Source organism: Mycetocola sp. Y442, assembly GCF_056898615.1.
This window is the reverse complement of record NZ_JBXHBV010000001.1, coordinates 107,800-125,785: the sequence shown is the minus strand read 5'-3', so window position 1 is coordinate 125,785 and position 17,986 is coordinate 107,800. Positions and strand designations below refer to the sequence as shown.

At 65.5% G+C, this 17,986-nt stretch carries 13 protein-coding genes; 4 read left to right on the top strand and 9 right to left on the bottom strand.

Annotation, left to right across the window (positions count from 1 at the left end; genetic code table 11):
- Positions 1-19: 19 nt before the first annotated feature.
- On the top strand, positions 20-535 hold the full coding sequence (locus AC1X6S_RS00570) for a winged helix-turn-helix transcriptional regulator (protein ID WP_483403900.1): 516 nt from the start codon (positions 20-22) through the stop codon (positions 533-535).
- 30 nt (positions 536-565) lie between these two features.
- Here AC1X6S_RS00570 and AC1X6S_RS00565 read toward each other — a convergent pair whose 3' ends face one another.
- Positions 566-1,381, bottom strand: a complete 816-nt coding sequence (locus AC1X6S_RS00565) for a hypothetical protein (RefSeq protein ID WP_483403899.1) — start codon at positions 1,379-1,381, stop codon at positions 566-568.
- A 266-nt stretch (positions 1,382-1,647) separates the two neighbouring features.
- Here AC1X6S_RS00565 and AC1X6S_RS00560 point away from each other — a divergent pair, with 266 nt between their 5' ends.
- A complete protein-coding gene (locus AC1X6S_RS00560; protein ID WP_483403898.1) occupies positions 1,648-4,335 on the top strand; it encodes an outer membrane protein assembly factor BamB family protein in 2,688 nt (895 codons plus the stop codon).
- Positions 4,336-4,440: 105 nt separating this feature from the next.
- On the opposite strand, the gene AC1X6S_RS00555 is transcribed toward AC1X6S_RS00560, so the two are convergent.
- The 3 genes from AC1X6S_RS00555 to AC1X6S_RS00545 form a co-directional block, all read right to left on the bottom strand.
- On the bottom strand, positions 4,441-5,106 hold the full coding sequence (locus tag AC1X6S_RS00555; RefSeq protein ID WP_483403897.1) for an IclR family transcriptional regulator: 666 nt from the start codon (positions 5,104-5,106) through the stop codon (positions 4,441-4,443).
- Between the two features lie 4 nt (positions 5,107-5,110).
- Positions 5,111-5,842, bottom strand: coding sequence for an IclR family transcriptional regulator (locus AC1X6S_RS00550; RefSeq protein WP_483403896.1), 732 nt, complete (start codon positions 5,840-5,842; stop codon positions 5,111-5,113).
- 152 nt (positions 5,843-5,994) lie between these two features.
- On the bottom strand, positions 5,995-6,990 hold the full coding sequence (locus AC1X6S_RS00545) for a ThuA domain-containing protein (protein ID WP_483403895.1): 996 nt from the start codon (positions 6,988-6,990) through the stop codon (positions 5,995-5,997).
- A gap of 359 nt (positions 6,991-7,349) precedes the next feature.
- On the opposite strand from AC1X6S_RS00545, the gene AC1X6S_RS00540 reads away from it, so the two are divergent.
- Entirely contained in the window at positions 7,350-8,750 is a 1,401-nt protein-coding gene (locus AC1X6S_RS00540) for a glucose-6-phosphate dehydrogenase (protein ID WP_483403894.1), read from the top strand.
- A gap of 746 nt (positions 8,751-9,496) precedes the next feature.
- On the opposite strand, the gene AC1X6S_RS00535 is transcribed toward AC1X6S_RS00540, so the two are convergent.
- From AC1X6S_RS00535 to AC1X6S_RS00515, 5 genes are all read right to left on the bottom strand, one after another.
- A complete protein-coding gene (locus AC1X6S_RS00535) occupies positions 9,497-10,675 on the bottom strand; it encodes an ROK family protein (protein WP_483403893.1) in 1,179 nt (392 codons plus the stop codon).
- Positions 10,676-10,711: 36 nt separating this feature from the next.
- A complete protein-coding gene (locus tag AC1X6S_RS00530; protein ID WP_483403892.1) occupies positions 10,712-12,355 on the bottom strand; it encodes a beta-N-acetylhexosaminidase in 1,644 nt (547 codons plus the stop codon).
- Complete coding sequence (locus tag AC1X6S_RS00525) at positions 12,355-12,489, bottom strand: hypothetical protein (protein ID WP_483403891.1); 135 nt, start codon at positions 12,487-12,489, stop codon at positions 12,355-12,357. Before AC1X6S_RS00525 ends, AC1X6S_RS00530 begins: the two co-directional genes overlap by 1 nt.
- 167 nt (positions 12,490-12,656) lie before the next feature.
- Positions 12,657-15,326, bottom strand: coding sequence for a family 78 glycoside hydrolase catalytic domain (locus AC1X6S_RS00520; RefSeq protein ID WP_483403890.1), 2,670 nt, complete (start codon positions 15,324-15,326; stop codon positions 12,657-12,659).
- A gap of 40 nt (positions 15,327-15,366) precedes the next feature.
- Positions 15,367-16,401 carry a LacI family DNA-binding transcriptional regulator gene (locus tag AC1X6S_RS00515; protein WP_483403889.1) on the bottom strand — a complete coding sequence of 345 codons (1,035 nt, stop codon included), beginning with the start codon at positions 16,399-16,401 and terminating at the stop codon, positions 15,367-15,369.
- A 203-nt stretch (positions 16,402-16,604) separates the two neighbouring features.
- Here AC1X6S_RS00515 and AC1X6S_RS00510 point away from each other — a divergent pair, with 203 nt between their 5' ends.
- Complete coding sequence (locus tag AC1X6S_RS00510; RefSeq protein WP_483403888.1) at positions 16,605-17,921, top strand: ABC transporter substrate-binding protein; 1,317 nt, start codon at positions 16,605-16,607, stop codon at positions 17,919-17,921.
- Positions 17,922-17,986 lie beyond the last annotated feature (65 nt).

The window sequence follows — 17,986 nt, the reverse complement described above, 5'->3', positions numbered from 1 at the left end:
TTTAACTATCATGATCGTAGTGAAAGACGGTACCACCACCGTCCCGAGGTGTGAAGGGTTCCTGATGAAGCGGACGAAGGGCAAATCTCACTGCCCCATCAATTTCGGCCTTGAGGCGTTCGGGGATCCGTGGTCTCTACTGGTGATCCGCGACATCGTCTATTTCGGCAAGCACACCTTCACGGAGTTCTCGGACTCGGACGAGGGTGTTGCCCCGAGCGTGCTGACCGCGCGGCTCGCCGAACTGGAGGCGAACGGCATCCTGAACCGAACCCCGGATCCGGGCGACGCCAGGCGTGTCGTTTACACGCTCACCGAAAACGGACTCGCCCTGATTCCGGTCCTGCTTGAGATCGCCAACTGGAGCGCCGGGGTCGATGCCGACACCGACGCCCCGCCGGAGTGGATTGAGGCCGTCAATCGCGACAAGGCCGCTATGACGGAGCTGATTATCACGACGGTGCGCGCCGGCGGCAGCATCTTCGTTGGCAGCGACAGCGTCGTTGCGGCACTGTCCGAGTCAGCTCAGACCTAGCGATTCATCGCCCGCGCGGGGCGGTCTGGATCAACGGTGAGGCGACGGGGCGGCCGGTGCGAAGCCTGCCAGCACCTTCAAAACCTCTTCGGTCAGCGCATCGTGAACAGTGGACGCCCACACGCAGTTCCGGTGTTCGCGAAGCAGCCAGTCCATGGCGTCATCCTCGCTCATTCCCACGTCGTCCCAGTTGATGCCCGGGTTTGCGAACGTCGCGGGCAGGCCGGTCTCGGGCGAGATGATGACGGCGCCGAGGTGAATCGGCTCTTCCACGTTCGGCGGTGTCCACAGAAGTTCGGCATCACCGTTCCGCTCTTCGTCGTGCATGTGCCACGCGTCGCCGGAGCCGGTCCAGATCTGCGGCTCTGCGTGCCCGGGGACGGTCACCCGGAACACCTTGAAGTCTGCCGGCGTGAATCGCTTCCAGTCTTCGGGTTCGAAGCTGGCCGCGGAGAGCTGTGCGGTGGTGGCACCTGCCTCGAAGAGGTCCACGGCGTCGAAAATGTCCTCGTCGACCATTTCGATACAGGCGTGAACCCTGGCGACGAATTCAGACATCCAGTTGAGGAGTTCCTCGGTGGTCTTCTCGTCCCACGGTGTCCCGTCAAGCGGAGGACCGTCGTGACCGCCGACGTGAAGGTGCCACTCGACGTCGTCATCGGTCGACTCGACGTGCACGGCAATGTCGCCGATCTCGATGAACGTGAGGGTGACTTCCTCTTCCTCGAGCCACCGCGCGTGGAGTGTGGGCTCCGGGAGCGAGGCCGGGTAGGCGGAGACCAGTTCCGGTACGTCGGGAAGCAACAGCTCCGCCTCGAGAGTCACTGCATCTTGCTCGCTAGCCATTCATCGACCTTTCCACCATTTATCTTCGCAGCAATGACGGATGCCCGTTGACTCGGCGAGATGGCAGGGCATCCTGTCACGCCAGGCGCTGCAGTGCCTGTGCCACTCGGTGGGTCGCGCCATTGCTGCCGGGCAATACCCGCGGATAGTGTGCGAGGGCGCCGGGGGGCCAGCGGTTTCAGGGGATTCAGCGGGACGCCCGACTCACCTCAACGCGGGCGTGCATCGCGCGCTCGTGATCGATCAAAGACGATCAAGGAGTTTTGATGCGTAAACATCTGTCCAGGAGGCTGGGAGCACTCGGCCTCGGAGCGCTGGTGGTGGTGACAGTCGCCGTCTCACCGGCCTACGGGGCCAACCCGGCGGCACCGGTGCCACCGGCGGGGCTCACGGGCCTCGAGCCCACAGGCGCGGATATGCCGACCGTGGGAGGCAACCTCGGAAATCAGCACTACTCCGGCCTCACCAAGATCAACAAGCGGAACATTGACAAGGTGGGGCCCGCCTGGCGCACCCACGTCTCGGGCGTAGCGCCGGCATCCGACGATGTCGGCCAGCAGACCACGCCGATCGTCGTCGGCGGCATCATCTACCTCGACACTCCCAGCGGCGGTGTGATTGCCGTCGACGGTAAATCCGGCGCGTCCGTGTGGAAGTGGGAGCCAACCGCCTACGGAACCGCCGACACCCGACGCGGGGTCTCCTCCGGCGAGGGCAAGATCTTCACCATGGCAGCCGACGACCGCATCGTCGCCCTCGACCAGGCCACCGGCCAGGAAGCCTGGGTTGTGCAGCCTGCCGGTCCGAACGGCGAATCGCTGGGCAACTTCGACCGGGTTGCCACGGTCTATCACAACGGCATCGTCTACGCACACGCGGCGAACGGTGACCGCGCCGCCGTCGTCGGACTCGACGCGAGCGACGGCAGCTACCTCTGGCACTTCTTCGGCGGGCCGGACCGCGGCACCGTCTACACCGATGTGAACGGAAATTCGGTCGACGCCGGTGCAACCTGGGGACCCGTCACGCCCGAGGGCGTTGACTGCCCGCTCGTTGGCGGGTCAACACCATGGATTCACGGTGCCGTCGACCCCGAACTGAACATGTACTACATGACGTTCGGCAACGCGCGGAGCTGTAACTCCTCGCAGGATGGCTCCCAGCGTCCAGGCGACAACCTGTTCTCCAGCACCATGGTCGCTGTCGACGCGACCTCCGGCGCATACAAGTGGCACTACCAGTCCATCCGGCACGACGTGTGGGACATGGACAACGTGCACCCGCCGACACTCGCGAACGTGAAGTACAACGGCGCCGTGCGCAAGGTCCTGTTCTACGGCAGCAAGTCCGGACACCAGTTCGTGCTCGACCGCACGAACGGCAAGCCTGTCCTCCCCGTGACCGAGAAGCCGATGATCACCGACTCCCGTCAGAACCACGCCGAGACCCAGCCGTTCCCCGAGAGCCGCCTGCTCCCGGACTGCCTGGTCTGGGAGAAGCTCGATCCGAAGAACATCCCGGGTGACCCCTGGCGGGCTGTCCCGAACTACAACGGTTACCAGCCCGACGAGGACGGCAACCTTGTCTTCAACCCGGACAGCTACGTCGCCGCCGATGAGCCCTTCCTGACCTACCCGGAGGGCTACCCGTCGGATCACCGCGAGGGCTGCATGTACGACCCGCAGTGGGATCTGCCGATCCTGTCCACCACCAGCCAGAACGGCGGAGGTGACTGGTCGAACAACGCGTACAGCCACAAGACCAACCTCGTGTACTTCCCGTACGGTACCAACCCGGTCGCGCACTGGAACGGCGCCGGTGCAAACGGCCAGCGTGCAATGGGCCAGTACCAGACCGGCGGCATCCTCGCCTACGACGCATCGACCGGAAAGGTTCGCTGGCAGAACCACCTCGGCACCGACATGTCGCACGGCCAGGGGCCGCTGGCAACGGCATCCGACCTGCTCTTTGCCGGACAGATCGACGGTCGACTGCTGGCCATGGATTCCTCGAGCGGCGATGTTCTCTGGGACTTCCAGACCGGTTCGGGCATCGCGTCCGCTCCGATCACCTACGAGGTTGGCGGCGAGCAGTACGTCGCTGTCTTCGCAGCGGGATCGACCAACCCGTACGGCGCGTCGGTCACACAGGGTGACTCGCTGTGGGCGTTCAAGATCGGCGGCAAGTACACCACCGAGTCCGGCAGCCAGGAAGGCCCGAACACGGCACCGCTGTCGATCCGTCGTCCGGTAAACGGAAACGCGGTCGAGGGCGCGACGGTGGACAACACCGTTCTCCTCGCTCGCACCAGCCGCACCGATGACACCGCAGCCTCGCAGGACAGCGTGTCGCAGAGCGCCATGCAGCCCACCCGGTTGCGGGTGCCCGTCGGCACAACGGTCACCTTCAAGAACCCGGGGGCAGAGACGTTCCCGAACTTCCCGAACCTGAAGCCGCACTGTGCGACGCAGTTCTTCGAGGGAGAGTTCAACGCGAAGCTGGCACCGGGTGAAACCTACCAGCACACGTTCGATCGAGCCGGTGAGTATTACTTCAACGACTGCACCGACCCCCGGCCGACCGGAATGATCGAGGTGTATCTCACACCCCAGGACACACCGGGCGCCGCCTCCTTCATACCGAGCACGCTCAACCTCGGTGCGAGGAGCGGGATGTTCACGGATGTTGATGGCAAGGTCGGTGCGTACTTCAGGTTGCCTGCAGGCCACAGGTACGAAAGCGGGGCCGTTCTACTCACTCCGCTCTCGACCACACCGGTGACCGCCGCGAAGGTGACCGACTTCAAGAACCACCTGTTCATACAGTTCAATAAGGCGGATCTTGATAACAACGTGCCGGAAGGCAAGGTCCCACTGACCCTTGTGGTCAATGTTCTCCATAAGGGGGTGCAGAAGCAGATCACGTCGACGGTGACGGTGAGGATCGTCAAGTAACACGACTCCCCCGGCACCACTGACCGCCTCCGACGGTTCGGCCTCACCAGCACGGCGAGGCCGAACCCGAGGAGGCGGTTCGGCGTGCAGGCGGTGTCGGGAGCCTTACGGCATCCGGAATGCCCGAAGTTCAAGACGGCGTTCGACGGCCCGTGCGGCCTCCTGGATGTGGGCTGCGGCCCCATCGACGTCGAAGTCGTTTGCTGGCCCGCACAGTGAGATGGCCGCGATCGCACCGCTTCCGGGCACCGAGATCGCGCTGGCCACCCAGGTGAGGCCCGGGTCGGATTCGCAGACGGCGGTCGCTACCCCAGCGGCAGGGGCGAGGACGGCCGTTCCCAGTGCGCTGGACTGCAACGGCACACTCGCGCCGATCCGGGAAACATCAGCAGCAGCGCCCCTTCCACGCATAATCGCGATGCAGACCATCCGGTCGCCGTCGGGGATTGCCAGGTGGACGGTCTCACCCGTCGTGGTCCGCAGGTCGGCCATGACCGTCAGGGCCGCGGACCTCAGCTCACGTGGGACCTCTGCCAGCTGGCCGAGCTCGAACAACCGAAGGCCGAGGTAGATCAGCTTGCCCTCGCGCTCCAGATAGCGCTGCCGGACAAGCCCGGAAACGAGCCGGGACACCGTGGACTTGGGGAGGCCGGCGCGCGCAGCAAGTTCAGACAGGCCGAGGCCCTGATCGTCGTCGAACGCCTCGAAGATGATCGTCATCCGACCGAGAACGCCGAAGAGTTCATCCCGGCGGCCCGTCTCCCCGGCCATGCCGCTACAAGGCGAGACGTTGGGAGAGGAGGCGAGCGGCGTGCCTGACGAGCGGGGCCATCCGCTGTGGATCCATGTCGGCGACAGGTCCGGCCACCGAGATCGCGGCCACCGGTCGGCGTTGCGGTGAGAGAACCGGACTCGCGACGCCGACGACTCCCGGAAAAGTTGCGCAGCGGTCGATCGCGACGGAACTCGTGCGTACACTGGCGAGCTCCCGCTCGAACGCGTCCCGTGCGCTGCGATCGAGTCCCCTGATGATGTGCCCGAGCTCGGATTCATCCTCCGAGAACGCCAGCACAGCCTTGCCCAGGGCCGTCGTCGCCGACGGCACCCGAACCCCGGCGCGCGACGGTGCCGGTCGCAGGCGTCCCTGTACCGAGATCACCGACACCATGTCGCGCCCGTCCTGGACAGCGACGTTCAGATGCTCACCCGTCGCGTTGAACAGTTCGGCCAACACCGGAACGGCGGCCAGGCTGAGTCGGCGAGGGCCACTCGCTCGCGCGCCGAGCTCGAAGAGCCTGAGCCCGATGATCACCCCATCGTCGGTCCTGGCCAGGTACCGCTGCCGCACCAGATCCCGGACCAAACGGGAAACCGTTGACTTCGGAGTGCCAGTGGCGACGGCGATTCGGGTAATCGACGTCGACCCGTCTGACTCTCGGACGGCCTCCAGAATGGCGATGATGCGGTCGAGTACCGATACCGGCTCGTCCCATCGACCGCTGCGCATGTGTCCAGTATGTGACGGCGCCCAGAGCGCGGCAAGGATAGAGAGAACAGAGCCGAACGATGGCCCACTGAGTGGATCATCGCCGTTAAAAAGAGCCCGCACCCGGCGATACCGGGTGCGGGCTCCTGTTGTTCGGATGCTTGTGCGAAAGGTCAGACAGCGCAGAAAGGCTTGATGCCCATGGCACTCTCAAGGCCGGAGAGCACGTGCTCCTTGAACATGTCGTCGCCGGCGATCGGCGCATCCGTCCACACCGCCACGTCATGACCGAGCGTCGTCAGGAAGGACTTGCCGCCGTCGTAGTACTGGCACCAGCTGACGGCGTGCTGCTCACCGTGTCCCGGGTGGCCGGTAGCGCGACCGTTGAGGCTCGTCTTCGGGTCGACCTCGAGCAGCACGTTCACGTAGCTCGGGTACGGAACGAGGTTGTACCACTCGTCGGTGAATGCCCACTTGCGCGGCATGAACTTCGTCGACACGTCCTTCTTGTTGATCGTCTCGATCGTGCCCGGGCGGTTCGGGGCGTGGTCGTAGAAGTTGGCTCCACCCAGCAGGCCCTCGTACCACTCCCAGTGGTACTCGGCACCGAACGCGTTGTGAATGCCGACGAAGCCGCCACCACCACGCACGTACTGCATCAGGTTCGTCTGGGCGGGGTCATCGAGGGTGTCGCGGTTCGAGCCGAGGAAGACAACGGCCTGGTAGGAGCTCAGGCGCGAGAAGCTCGCGAGGTCTTCGGTGTAATCGGCCTGGATGCCGCGTTCAGCGGCCCAGGCTTTCAGTCCGGCCTGCGCCACGTTGTCTGCGTTCAGTGGCGGGTTCAGGCCTGGGCCGAGTGGCGTACCCAGGTGCGCGTGACGGGGGCCCGCCGTGCGGCTCCAAATCAGGATGCGTTTTGCCTCGCCTTGCTTCCAGCCGTTGCCCCATTCGTTGTAACAGGCAGCGTCTGTGCCGCGGCACACACCGTAGTCCTTGATCTCATCCAGATAGATTGAGTCTGCGGTCGTCGGCTTGTTGCTGTTTCCGTTTCCGTGTCCGTGGCCCCGTGAGTCGGTGGCGACGGTTCCTGCAAGAACGAGGCCCGCGCTGAGCGCTGCTGCTGCAGCGATGGCGGTTCCAGAACTCAACAACTCCTTGAACGATTTCATGTGATCTCCCTTGATCGGTCGTGCAATGCCCTCCGGGTCCGTGGCGTGATCGCCGCTGAAGGGCGATGCGCGCCGCAGCCAGTGGAGTCCGGGCCCGGTTGCTGCGAATGTAGGCTCACCCGGCCCATGGGGCAATGCTGGTTCCGCCCAGTAAGCCGCCGCGTCGCATCCGCAGTGCTTCTGAACACCCGCGTGTCGACACGACGTCGGTTCGACGGGCAGGTTCGTACCCTGTAGCGCCGACCGCCGTCAAGACGTGTCTCACGGAGAGGCCGCGGCGTATCCTCGACTGTCACGGGAGCCTGACCAGGGTCGACCCGGTGCCGCAACGTGCACACCTCTCACCGCAAGGAGCAACGATGACCGACCAGCCCGGAATTCCTGACGCCGAGTCGATCTCGCCCGACGCCCGCACGATCGCGATCCTCGGCGCCGGCGGTGACCTCACCGAGCGGCTGCTGCTGCCGGGACTTGCTCGCGTCGCCGAATCAGCTCGAGGGCTGGAACTCACGCTGATCGGAGCCGCCAGGACCGCCCAGAGCGACGACGAGTGGCAGTCCCTCGTGCGTCGCAGCCTCGAGGACGCCGGAATCTCGGCCAGGACTGTCGACGAACTGTCCGCTCGTGCACGATTTGTTCAAACGGATGCGTCTGATCCGGACGAGCTGAAAGCCCTGTTGGACGCCTGCCCAACGGCACCGGTGCTCTACATCGCACTTCCGCCAGCGATGGGTCGCCGGGTCGCGGAGGCGCTCGCCGCAATAGACCTCCCCGATGACCTCGTCGTGGCGATCGAGAAGCCGTTCGGTGAGGACCTGGACGATGCCCGGGCCTTGAATGAGGCGCTGGCGGCCGTGATTCCCGCCGACCGGTTGTGGCGCATCGATCACTTCCTCGGAAACGCGACCGTGCTCGGGATGCTCGGCCTCCGTTTCGGAAACCGCCTGCTCGAAGCGTCCTGGAGTGCCGAGCACATCGAGAAGGTCGAGATCGTCTACGACGAAGTGCTGGGGCTCGAGGGCCGCGCTGCCTTCTATGACCAGACCGGAGCGCTGCGCGACATGCTGCAGAGCCACCTGCTGATGGTGCTCGCCCTCGTCGCCATGGAACGGCCCGACGAGATCACCGCGAGTGACGTGCACGAACGGATGGCGGAGGTCCTGGGCGTCACCCGCATCTGGCGCGACGACCCGACCTCTGCTCGCCGGGCACGCTACACCGAAGGGCGCGTGGACGGGAAACTGTTCCCGTCGTACGTCGACGAAGCCGACGTCGATGGCGACCGTGGCATTGAGACGCTCGCTCAGGTGCTGCTGCAGATCGATACACCCCGGTGGAAGGGCGTGCCGTTCGTGCTGCGCTCGGGCAAGGCCATCGGCAATCCCCGGGCAGAGGCGGCGGTGCACTTCCGCGCTTCGACGCCTCCCGCCGGGTTCCGCGGCGCGAGTACGGATACCGGCACTGTGTTGCGGATGTCGCTCGAGAACGGTGACGTCGACCTGGATCTGTTCGTCAACGGCGCCGACGACGCCGCGGAGCTACGACGCGTGACCCTTGAGGCGCGCCCCGGTGAGCCGGAACTTGATGCCTACGCCCAGGTCCTCGCGGGGATCCTGCAAAACGACACACTGCTCTCGGTTCGCGGTGACATCGCCGAGCAGTGCTGGCGCATCGTCACCCCGGTGCTCAACGCCTGGCAGGCGGGCGAGGTCCCCCTGGAGGAATACCCGGCGGGGAGCAGCGGGCCGGACGGCTGGTGACTCTCCACGCGTCGGACCATCCCAGCCCTGGTCGCGCCAGGTAGCTTCGGGCGGAGAATCGCAGCGTCCAGCCGCCTATCGGGCATGGACCCCCGGATCCACCGCCCGAAACAACGGGCGAGACGTGGGTGGCGACCGGTGGTGCTCCGAATTGCCGCGGGCGCCGGCCGCCGCAGCCGAGGCCTGGTTGGGTAGTTTCCGGCGGGGAATCGCAGCGTCCAGCCGCGTATCGGGCATGGACCCCCGGATCTGCCGCCCGAAACGACGGGCGAGACGTGGGTGGCGACCGGTGGTGCTCCGAGGTGCCGCGGGTGCCAGCCCCCGCACCCGGGCCCTGGTTGTGTAGTTTCGGGCGGAGAATCGCAGGCTCCAGCCACCGGCGGTCGCTATCGTGCGGCGGGTGCCGATGGCCGGCATCGAGCCCTCGTAGCCGCAGCCGAGGCCCGGTTGGGGCAGTCTCGGGCGGAGAATCGCAGCGTCCAGCCGCATATCGGGCATGGACCCCTGGATCCACCGCCCGAAACAACTGTGAGTGTCGGGTGGCTGCTGCGGCGCGCCGGGGTCCGGCCGTCGGCGGTCGCTACCGTGCGGCGGGTGCCGATGGCCGGCACCGAGCCCTCGTAGCCCTAGTTGGGTAGTCTCGGGCGGGGAATCGCAGGGTCCAGCCGTCTATAGGGCGCGGACCCCCAGATCTACCGCGCGAAACGACGGGCGAGAGTCGGGTCGATGCGCCAGGCCTCGAGCCGTCAGCGCATCCCGAGTTGTGACTCGAGGACCTGGGCCGCCGCCCCGCGCAACACGAGTTCCGGGTCGTTGCGGCGAACCTCGATCTCCAGGCCCTCGACGATTGCCGGGCGCAGGCGGGAGTGCACGCCGGCAACGACGCCAGCGGCGAAGGGCCCTTCAACGAGCTCGGCGGGACCCACCACAACGACCACGTTGATGTTCAGCATCAGCACGATGGGCGCGAGCGCCTCACCCAGCATGCGGCCGGCGGGTTCAAGTACTGTCGTGCCGGATGCCGCGACCCGCCGCACGAGGTGAGGCGCGCCGACCACCACGTCGAGGCATCCGCGGCGGCCGCACCGGCAGAGGGCGCCGTCTGCATCGACGGTCAGGTGAGCGATCTCACCGGCGGCGAACTGCTCGCCGAGGACCGGTGCACCTCCAATGAGGACAGCGGCACCGACACCGTTGTCGAGCGCGACCACGATGGCGTCTCGCCCCGCCCACTTCTGCGACCGGTTCAGACCCAGCGCCAGCAGGTTGACGTCATTGCCAACCACCGCAGCAACGCCGGTCCGGCTGTAGAGGGTCTCCGCGAGCGGAACATCGCGCCATCGCAACCGCTCCGCAACGTGGACCTGCCCGGTGTCATCGACCAGGCCGGGCGAAGCCACTCCGATGCCGACAACCTGAGCGGTGGTCCGCTCGATGAGCACGTTCGCGAGGTCGACGGCGTGCTCGAGCGCGTTCTCACCAGCAGCGTCGCCGATATCCACCTGCACTCGATCGACGATAACCCCGTCGAGATCGACGGTCGCACCGATAAACAGATCGTCCTGAGTCAGATCAAGCACGACCGACACGTTGCCCGCGGCGTTGATGGCCACTCGCGAGGCAGGCTTGCCGACCCGGGCCTCGGCGACGACACCCAGATCCTCGACGGTGCCATCATCCACCAGCTCGGCGACCAGCGCGCCAACCGTCGGCGTCGACAGGCCGCTGAGCCGCGCGAGCTCCGGCCGCGACTGCGGTCCCTTCTCGTACAGCAGGCGACGGATGACCGAGAGGTTGTGCTGCCGCGTCATCTGGATCGCCGCCCCACCGGATGTCGGAGACGGACGCCGCAGCGCGCGCAACTCCGATGGGGTCAGCGACAGGATGCCGGTGGCCGGGTTCGCTTGCTCACCGGGGTTCTGCACGTCTGAACCTGCGTCCTTCTTTTCCCTCGATTGCGCTCACCTCACGATGACGGAGGTCAGCGCATCGATCTCCCGCTGACGTTCCGCCTGCGCCTGTATGCGCCCACCCACACCGGGCCGCTCCTGCCACGGTAGCGGTCCCCCGCGGCGACGATACTCCACGCCACGCTCGTCGAGCCGGCGCAGGTGCGAATCGAGCCGCACCTCGAAGTCATCGAAGGCCCCACCCGGGCCGCTCCACAGCGCCTCGGCGAGGGCGCATGCCCGGGGCCAGAGCATGTAGTCGCGCGAGCGTGCATCCTCCAGGTGTTCGGCCCACAGGTTCGCCTGCGCTCCCCGCACAAGCATCGCCTGCTCGGGCGTTGCCCATTCCGGGACCGGATCGTAGCCATAGACTTCGCGAAGCCCGACGACGACGCCAACCGGGATCGGCTCCCTCGCGTCATCCGACTGGCGGTAATCAAAATAGAGCCGGTTGTCGGGGCACGCGACCACCGGAACACCGCGCCGCAGTGCCTCACCGATTCCGGCATCCCCACGCCATCCGAGTACGGTGACATCTTCACTCACGTCGTGTTCGAGGACCTCGTCCCAGGCCAGCATCCGCCGGCCCTGCTGCTCAATATGAGCGCGCAGCTGGTCCAGGAACCAGAACTGGAGTTCGCGCGGGTGCGACAGACCCCGATCGCGCGCCAGTTCCTGCGACCGGGCGTCGGCCTCCCATGCGCCGGATGGCACCTCGTCGCCGCCGAGCCCGATGTCGATTGACGGGAAGAGAGCGAGCACCTCGTCGAGCACGATGCGGAAGAAGTCGACGGTACTGGTCTCGGCGTTGAGCGGATACGGGCTGGTCCCCCACCGCGGGTACACCTCGACGGTCGGCGATTGCCCGTCGGCATCCGGCACACCGAGATCGGGATACGCCGCGATCGCCGCCTGCGAGTGGCCGGGGAGATCGATTTCCGGCACGACGACGATGCCGCGGCTCGCGGCGTACGCCACGATCTCGGCGATGTCGTCCTGGCTGTAGAAACCGCCGTGCGGCCGCTCGATCTCGGGCGCCGTCGCGTCGTCTGCACCCACCTGGGTGCGATCCCGCCACGCGCCGACCTCCGTCAGCCGGGGGAACGCCCGGATCTCGATCCGCCAGCCCTGGTCATCGGTGAGGTGGAAGTGCAGTCGGTTGAGCTTGTGCATCGCCATGAGGTCCACGATGCGGAGCACCTCTCGCACAGGCAGGAAGTGCCGTGCGACGTCGAGCATGATTCCCCGCCACGCGAAGGCCGGCTCATCCTCGATCTGGCAGGCAGAAACCGTGACGGTCCGGGCTGTGGCGCTCACCGAACGCCAGATCCCGTCGCCCATCAGTTGCAGAACAGTTGCGGTGCCGTGCAGGAATCCGGCCGAATCGGATGCCGTGATCGAGATCCCCTGTTCGGTCACGTCGATACGGTGCGCTTCCGGTGCCATCGTGGCTTCCGTCACAAATCGGATGCCGGCGGCCACCCGATCGACGACGTCGACACGGATCCGCGCACCGGCCCACAACCGCTCGGCCAGCAGCGCGACGGCATCCGTCGCATTCGGAACCGCGGCGACCGTGACGGAACCGTGCAGGACGAACTCGTCATCCTTAGCGGTGAAAACGCGCGGACGGGGAATCAACGTGTGCTCGCCCATCAGCCCTTCACCGCCCCTGCCGACATGCCAAAGACGAGTTCGGCGTTCCCGCCGCCTCCTGTGCTGCATCCGGCCAGGGCCAGTGTGGCCACACCCGCCAGGGCAAACGCCGTCACGCGATTGATCTTTCGCATCAGTACTCTCCTATGAGTCTCGGTAGACCATCGCGAGCGGATGCCGATGGCTGGGTTAATAATGGAGTCTTATTAACTAATCCACAAGAGTGACGTTGTCATCGCCGAAAAGAAGCCGCCCGGCGGTCCCTCGCGGGCGGCCGGGCGGCATCACTTATTCGATTGCGCTACGGAGTGGACACCACAAGTGCCTCGGGGTCTGCCACGCGCGCGGTCGTTACGACGATGTGGTGCTCCCCCGGTCCTACGCTCGTGCCGGTGAATGCCCGCCCGTTCAACTCGATTGCCGAGCCATCGGAGACCGGCAAATCGAACACGGCTTCCGCGCCGTATGGCACGACCAGGTCAACGTGCAGGTCGCTCCCCGAGAGACGCCAGTCGATCGACGCATCGCCGAGCCGGGTCTCAACCGACGCCCGGGCCCAGGTGATGGTCGTCGACGGTCGCGGCGCCACGACAATACGGCGATATCCGGGTCGGTCGACGCTCGGCGCGATACCGCCGACGTAACGGTAGACCCAGTCGATCACAGCGCCATAGGCATAGTGATTGAACGAGAGCATTCCGGAGCTGTCATCCGTTGCCATGTCGCCGGAGTGGATGCTTCCATCCGGCGCCAGGGCATCCCACCGCTCCCATACCGTCGTCGCACCCATCTCCACCTGGTAGAGCCAGGATGGTGCTTCGCGGCGGAGCAGCATGAGGAAAGCTTCGTCGGTGTGGCCGCTGTTCGCGAGCGCGAAGAGGACCAGTGGCGTTCCGAGGAATCCGGTGGCGATGCGCCCGCGCTCCTGACGGACGTTGCGTGCGAGCCCCTCCCCGATCCGCTCGCGCTCGTCGTCGGGTGCGATGCCGTATTCGAGTGCGATCGCCGCCCCGGTCTGGGTCTGGACTGCCTCCTCGCCCCAGCGATCCCAGGTCTCTCGAGCGACGCGGTCCGCGAGCTGGTCGGCAGCGTGCGCGCGGCCAGCGTCGCCAAGGAGTCGTTCGGTCTCGGCGAGCAGCCGGGCACTGTGCGCGAAGAACGCGTTTGCCACGAAGTCCGCTGACACCTTCGCATTCCAGGGCTGATCGCCCGGCGCGTCAGGATCCAGCCAGTCGCCGAACTGGAACTCGGTGGGAAGCAGACCACCGTCGGCCCGCTTCTCCAGGCTCGCGACCCAGCGTCGCATGCTGGTGAGCTGCCGCTCGAGGACCTCATCGCTTCCATAGGACTCGTACACCGCCCACGGCACGATGGTCGCGGCATCCCCCCACCCGGCGCGTCCCATGGTTTTCCATTTGCCGGAATCCGGCTCGTCAGCGTCGTGAAGGATGTTGGGAACGACAGCCGCAACCGCGCCGTCGGCATCCTGGTCCAGCTCAAGGTCGCGCAGCCACGACACCCAGAACTGCTCGACATCGAACAGGGTGCTTGCCGTCGGCGCGAAGGCCTGTGCGTCGCCGGTCCAGCCGAGCCGCTCGTCGCGCTGCGGACAATCTGTCGGCAGGGAGACGAAGTTGTCGCGCTGCGACCATGCCACGTTCGAGTGCAGCCGTTCGAGCATCGGTTCCGAGCACGCGAACTCCGACCGTGGTCGATCCGCGCTTGAGATGGCGACCGCTGTGGCCGAGACCACCTCGGCGCCCGTGACTTCGGCGTACTGGAAACCGTGGAACGTGAAGGTGGGCTCGAGTGTCGTCTCGCCGTCCTTCGCGAGCACGTACCCGTCGGTCGCCCGCGCCGTGCGCAGCGACTTGGTGTGGATCGATCCGTCGGGTTCGAGCACTTCAGCGTGGCGGACCTCCACCCGGTCGCCCGCCGAACCGCGGACCACGAGCCGCAAGCAGCCGGCGATGTTCTGGGTGGCATCCAGGAAGCTGTGCCCATCGCGTTGCTCAACAGCGACGTCCCATTCCCTGATCGTCCTGACCCCACCGGTGATTCGCGGTTCGAGAACCGCCGTGTCGACGTCGACCGCCCGGGCAGCAGCCCATGCGGCGTCGTCGAAGTCCGCGGTGTCCCATCCGTCCGGCTCGGCCCGAAGATCGACCTCGACGCCGTCATACAGGCTTGCCGAACGGATGCCGCCGGTGGCTGCTTTCCACTCCGGGGAGGATGCGACCCGTACGACACTGCCGTCCGCGCACTCGACGTCGATCTGCACAAAGGCTGCGGTTTCGGTGCCGTACTGCTCCGTGCCGTCGACCCAGCCCAGTCGCCCTCGGTACCAGCCGTCCCCGAGCAAAACTCCGAGCGCGTTCTGCCCGACCTGGAGCAATTCGGTCACGTCCCAGGTGCTGAGAAGGACACGGTCCTGATATGCCGTCCACCCCGGGGTGAGGTGCTCCTCCGTTGCACGCTGCCCGTTCAGACGCAGCTCGCCGACGCCCCAGAACGTGGCGTACATGCGTGCCCTGACCGCGGTGTCAGGCACGGTGAAGGTCGTGCGCAGGAGCGTCACGGGACCTTCCACCGGTTCGGAACCACCGATGGGCTGGGCAGCGAGAGAGGCCGGATCCACCGCAGCCTCAACGGTGAGGGCATCACTCCACGGTGACCATCCGTCCGCCGTTGCGATGCGAACCTCACAGTGCCGCACTTCGCCGGGCTGCAGAACCGGCCCGGGAGCGGCGACGCCGATAGACGCGTCTGACAGGGTGGGCTCACCCATGCCACTGTCGACGCCATCCCAGCGCACCTGGTAGCCGATCTGCGGCGACGCTGCCGTAGCGCGCCAGGTGAGGCGCAGACCAGTCGACGGAATCCCGATGAGATCTTCGGGGTACTGCGATTCCACTGCCAGAACCCGGGCACTCTGGTCGGTGGTTGTTGAAGCGGGCAAATGCTGGGACATTGGTCGACCTTCCGTAGGTTCCCGGTTACACCGGTTCGTGTCAGGGAGTGTTACGTGTCGGGGCAGGTTGCGAGGATTGCCGGGTCTTCAGCGTGGGCTTTACCACGACGTTGACTGGTTCGGTCCGTCCTCCGATGCGTTCGAGCAACAGGCGCACAGCGTGTTCGCCCATGGCTTCACCGCATTGGTTGACGCTCGTGAGCGAGATCGCGGGGTGGCTGGCGATGTCGATATCGTCATAGCCGACAACAGAAACGTCGGATGCCGAGAGTCCGCATTCGTCGATCGCCCGGAGCGCCCCGAGCGCAAGCTCATCGTTGCCCGCAAAAATCGCCGTCGGAATCTCGCGATCGAACAACGCGAGAGTGTCGAGTCGCGCGGCATCCTCCGTGATGCCCGTGCGAACAATCTGCGTGTGCTCCTCGAGGCCGGCTGCGCGCATGTGCGAGACGTACTCGTCAAGTCGGATGGAGTGTGGGGTACCTGACCCTGGGAGGGTGACGTCTTCACTGCGTGTCAGGTGTGCGATCCGCCGATGGCCCAGCTGGAACAGGTGTTCCATCACCAGCCGGGCGCCCTCAACGTCGTCACCCGTCACCGTGTCGTAGGAGACGGATTCGTCATGGCGGCCGAGCATCACGACGGGCACCGTCGTCGCCAGTCGTTCGAGCCACTGGGGCGAGACCAGCGGGGAAACTGCCACGATGCCGTCGACCTGGCGGTCTGACAGGGCGCGGAGCGCGCGGATCCCCTCCTCGCCGTCCACTCCATCCGCTGGCGCGATGATGAGTTGGTACTGCGTGTGCCGTAGTTCTGCGGTGGCCCCCGCAATGATGGTGGAGAAGAAGGGGTTACCGATGTGCGGCAGCTCGAATCCCAGGGTGAAGCTCACCCCCCGCATGGCCCTCGCGGCGATGCTCGGACGATAGTCGAGGACCTCGATCGCGGCGTTCACCCGTTCACGCATTCCAGCGCTCACCCCATAGGCGTTACGGATAACTTTTGACACGGCTGCGCGCGAGACACCAGCCTCGCGCGCGACATCCTCAATCGTCGCTCCTCGCGATCCCGGCACTCTCGTCCCCTTTCAATTGGCTGCCACAATACACGTTTATGACCGAAAACATAGATCGTTCTACGAACTCATAAAATCGTTTCAGAAAAGTTGTGTAGATCGGTTGACAGATTTTCGAAACCGCTTGTAGCGTGGGCCTCGCCATAGCACCGAGAGGATTCGGGGCATACAACAGCGCAGTTGCTTTACATGGAGGTAAAGAAATGGTCACTCGTACTCGGCGACGCTCATTTGTCGCTCTCGGCGCAGGCGGTCTTGCGGTATCGCTTGCTCTCGCCGGCTGCTCTGGCGGGGGCGGCGACGCAGAGTCCGCCGGCACTCTCACCTACCTGGTCGACAACCAGGAGGCAACGGTTGCGACCGCTGAGGCACTTGCCGAGGCGTTCACGAAAGAGAATCCCGACATCAAGATTGATGTTCAGACACGACCTCAGGGCGCGGACGGCGACAACCTCATCAAGACCCGCCTCGCGACCGGAGAGATGAGCGATGTTTTCGCGTACAACTCAGGGTCACTCCTTGAGGCGCTGACTCCGGAGTCGACGCTCGTCGACCTCTCCGAAGAGGCGTGGGTCGACAAGCTCGACGAGAACTTCGTCGACTCGGTCGGCGGTGATAATGGCGTGTACGGCATACCGATGGGTCAGTCCATGGCTGGCGCTGTGATCTACAACAAAGACATTTACGCAGAACTCGGGCTTGAGATTCCCACCACCTGGGATGAGTTCATTTCCAACAGCGAGGCGATCAAGGCTGCGGGCACTGCCGCTCCGATCGTGCAGACGTACGGCGACACCTGGACATCGCAACTCTTCATCCTCGGAGACTTCAACAATGTCCTCGCCGAAGATCCCGACTGGGCTGAGAAGTACACAAGCAACGAAGCCAAGTACGCCGACGAGCCGGCGTTTGCCGGGTTTGAACACCTCCAGCAGGCGTTCGAGGCAGGCTTGTTCAACGAAGATTTTGCGTCGGCCACCTACGCGGATGGCGTGAGCATGGTCGCCACCGGCGCGGGCGCGCAGTACCCCATCCTCACGTTCGCAGCGGGACAGTTGATGACGACAAACCCGGAGGCGAGCGACGTCGTCGGGACGTTCCCGATCCCCGGCCCCGACGCGGAGACGAACGGCCTGACCGTCTGGATGCCAGGCGGCGTCTATATTCCGCAGTCAACGGAAGGCGAAAAACTCGAGGCTGCCAAGAAGTTCGTCGAGTTCCTCGTGACGCCGGAGAGTTGCGACATTCAGGCGGAGACGACTGCCCCACAGGGCCCGTTCGTCATCGAGGGATGCGAACTGCCGGAGGACGTACCGGCGATGGTCTCCGATCTCCAGCCGTACTTCGATGAGGAGAAGACCAACCTCGCGCTCGAGTTCCTCTCCCCCATCAAGGGCCCTGCGCTTGAGCAGATCACCGTCGCGGTCGGTTCGGGCATCACGTCAGCTGCCGATGGCGCAGCACAGTACGACGAAGACGTGAAGAAGCAGGCGCAGCAGCTCGGGATCGAGGGCTGGTAGGCCACACATCCTCCCTGCGGGGCCGATTGCGCGGCCCCGCAGGCTTTATTGGGAGACAGATCATG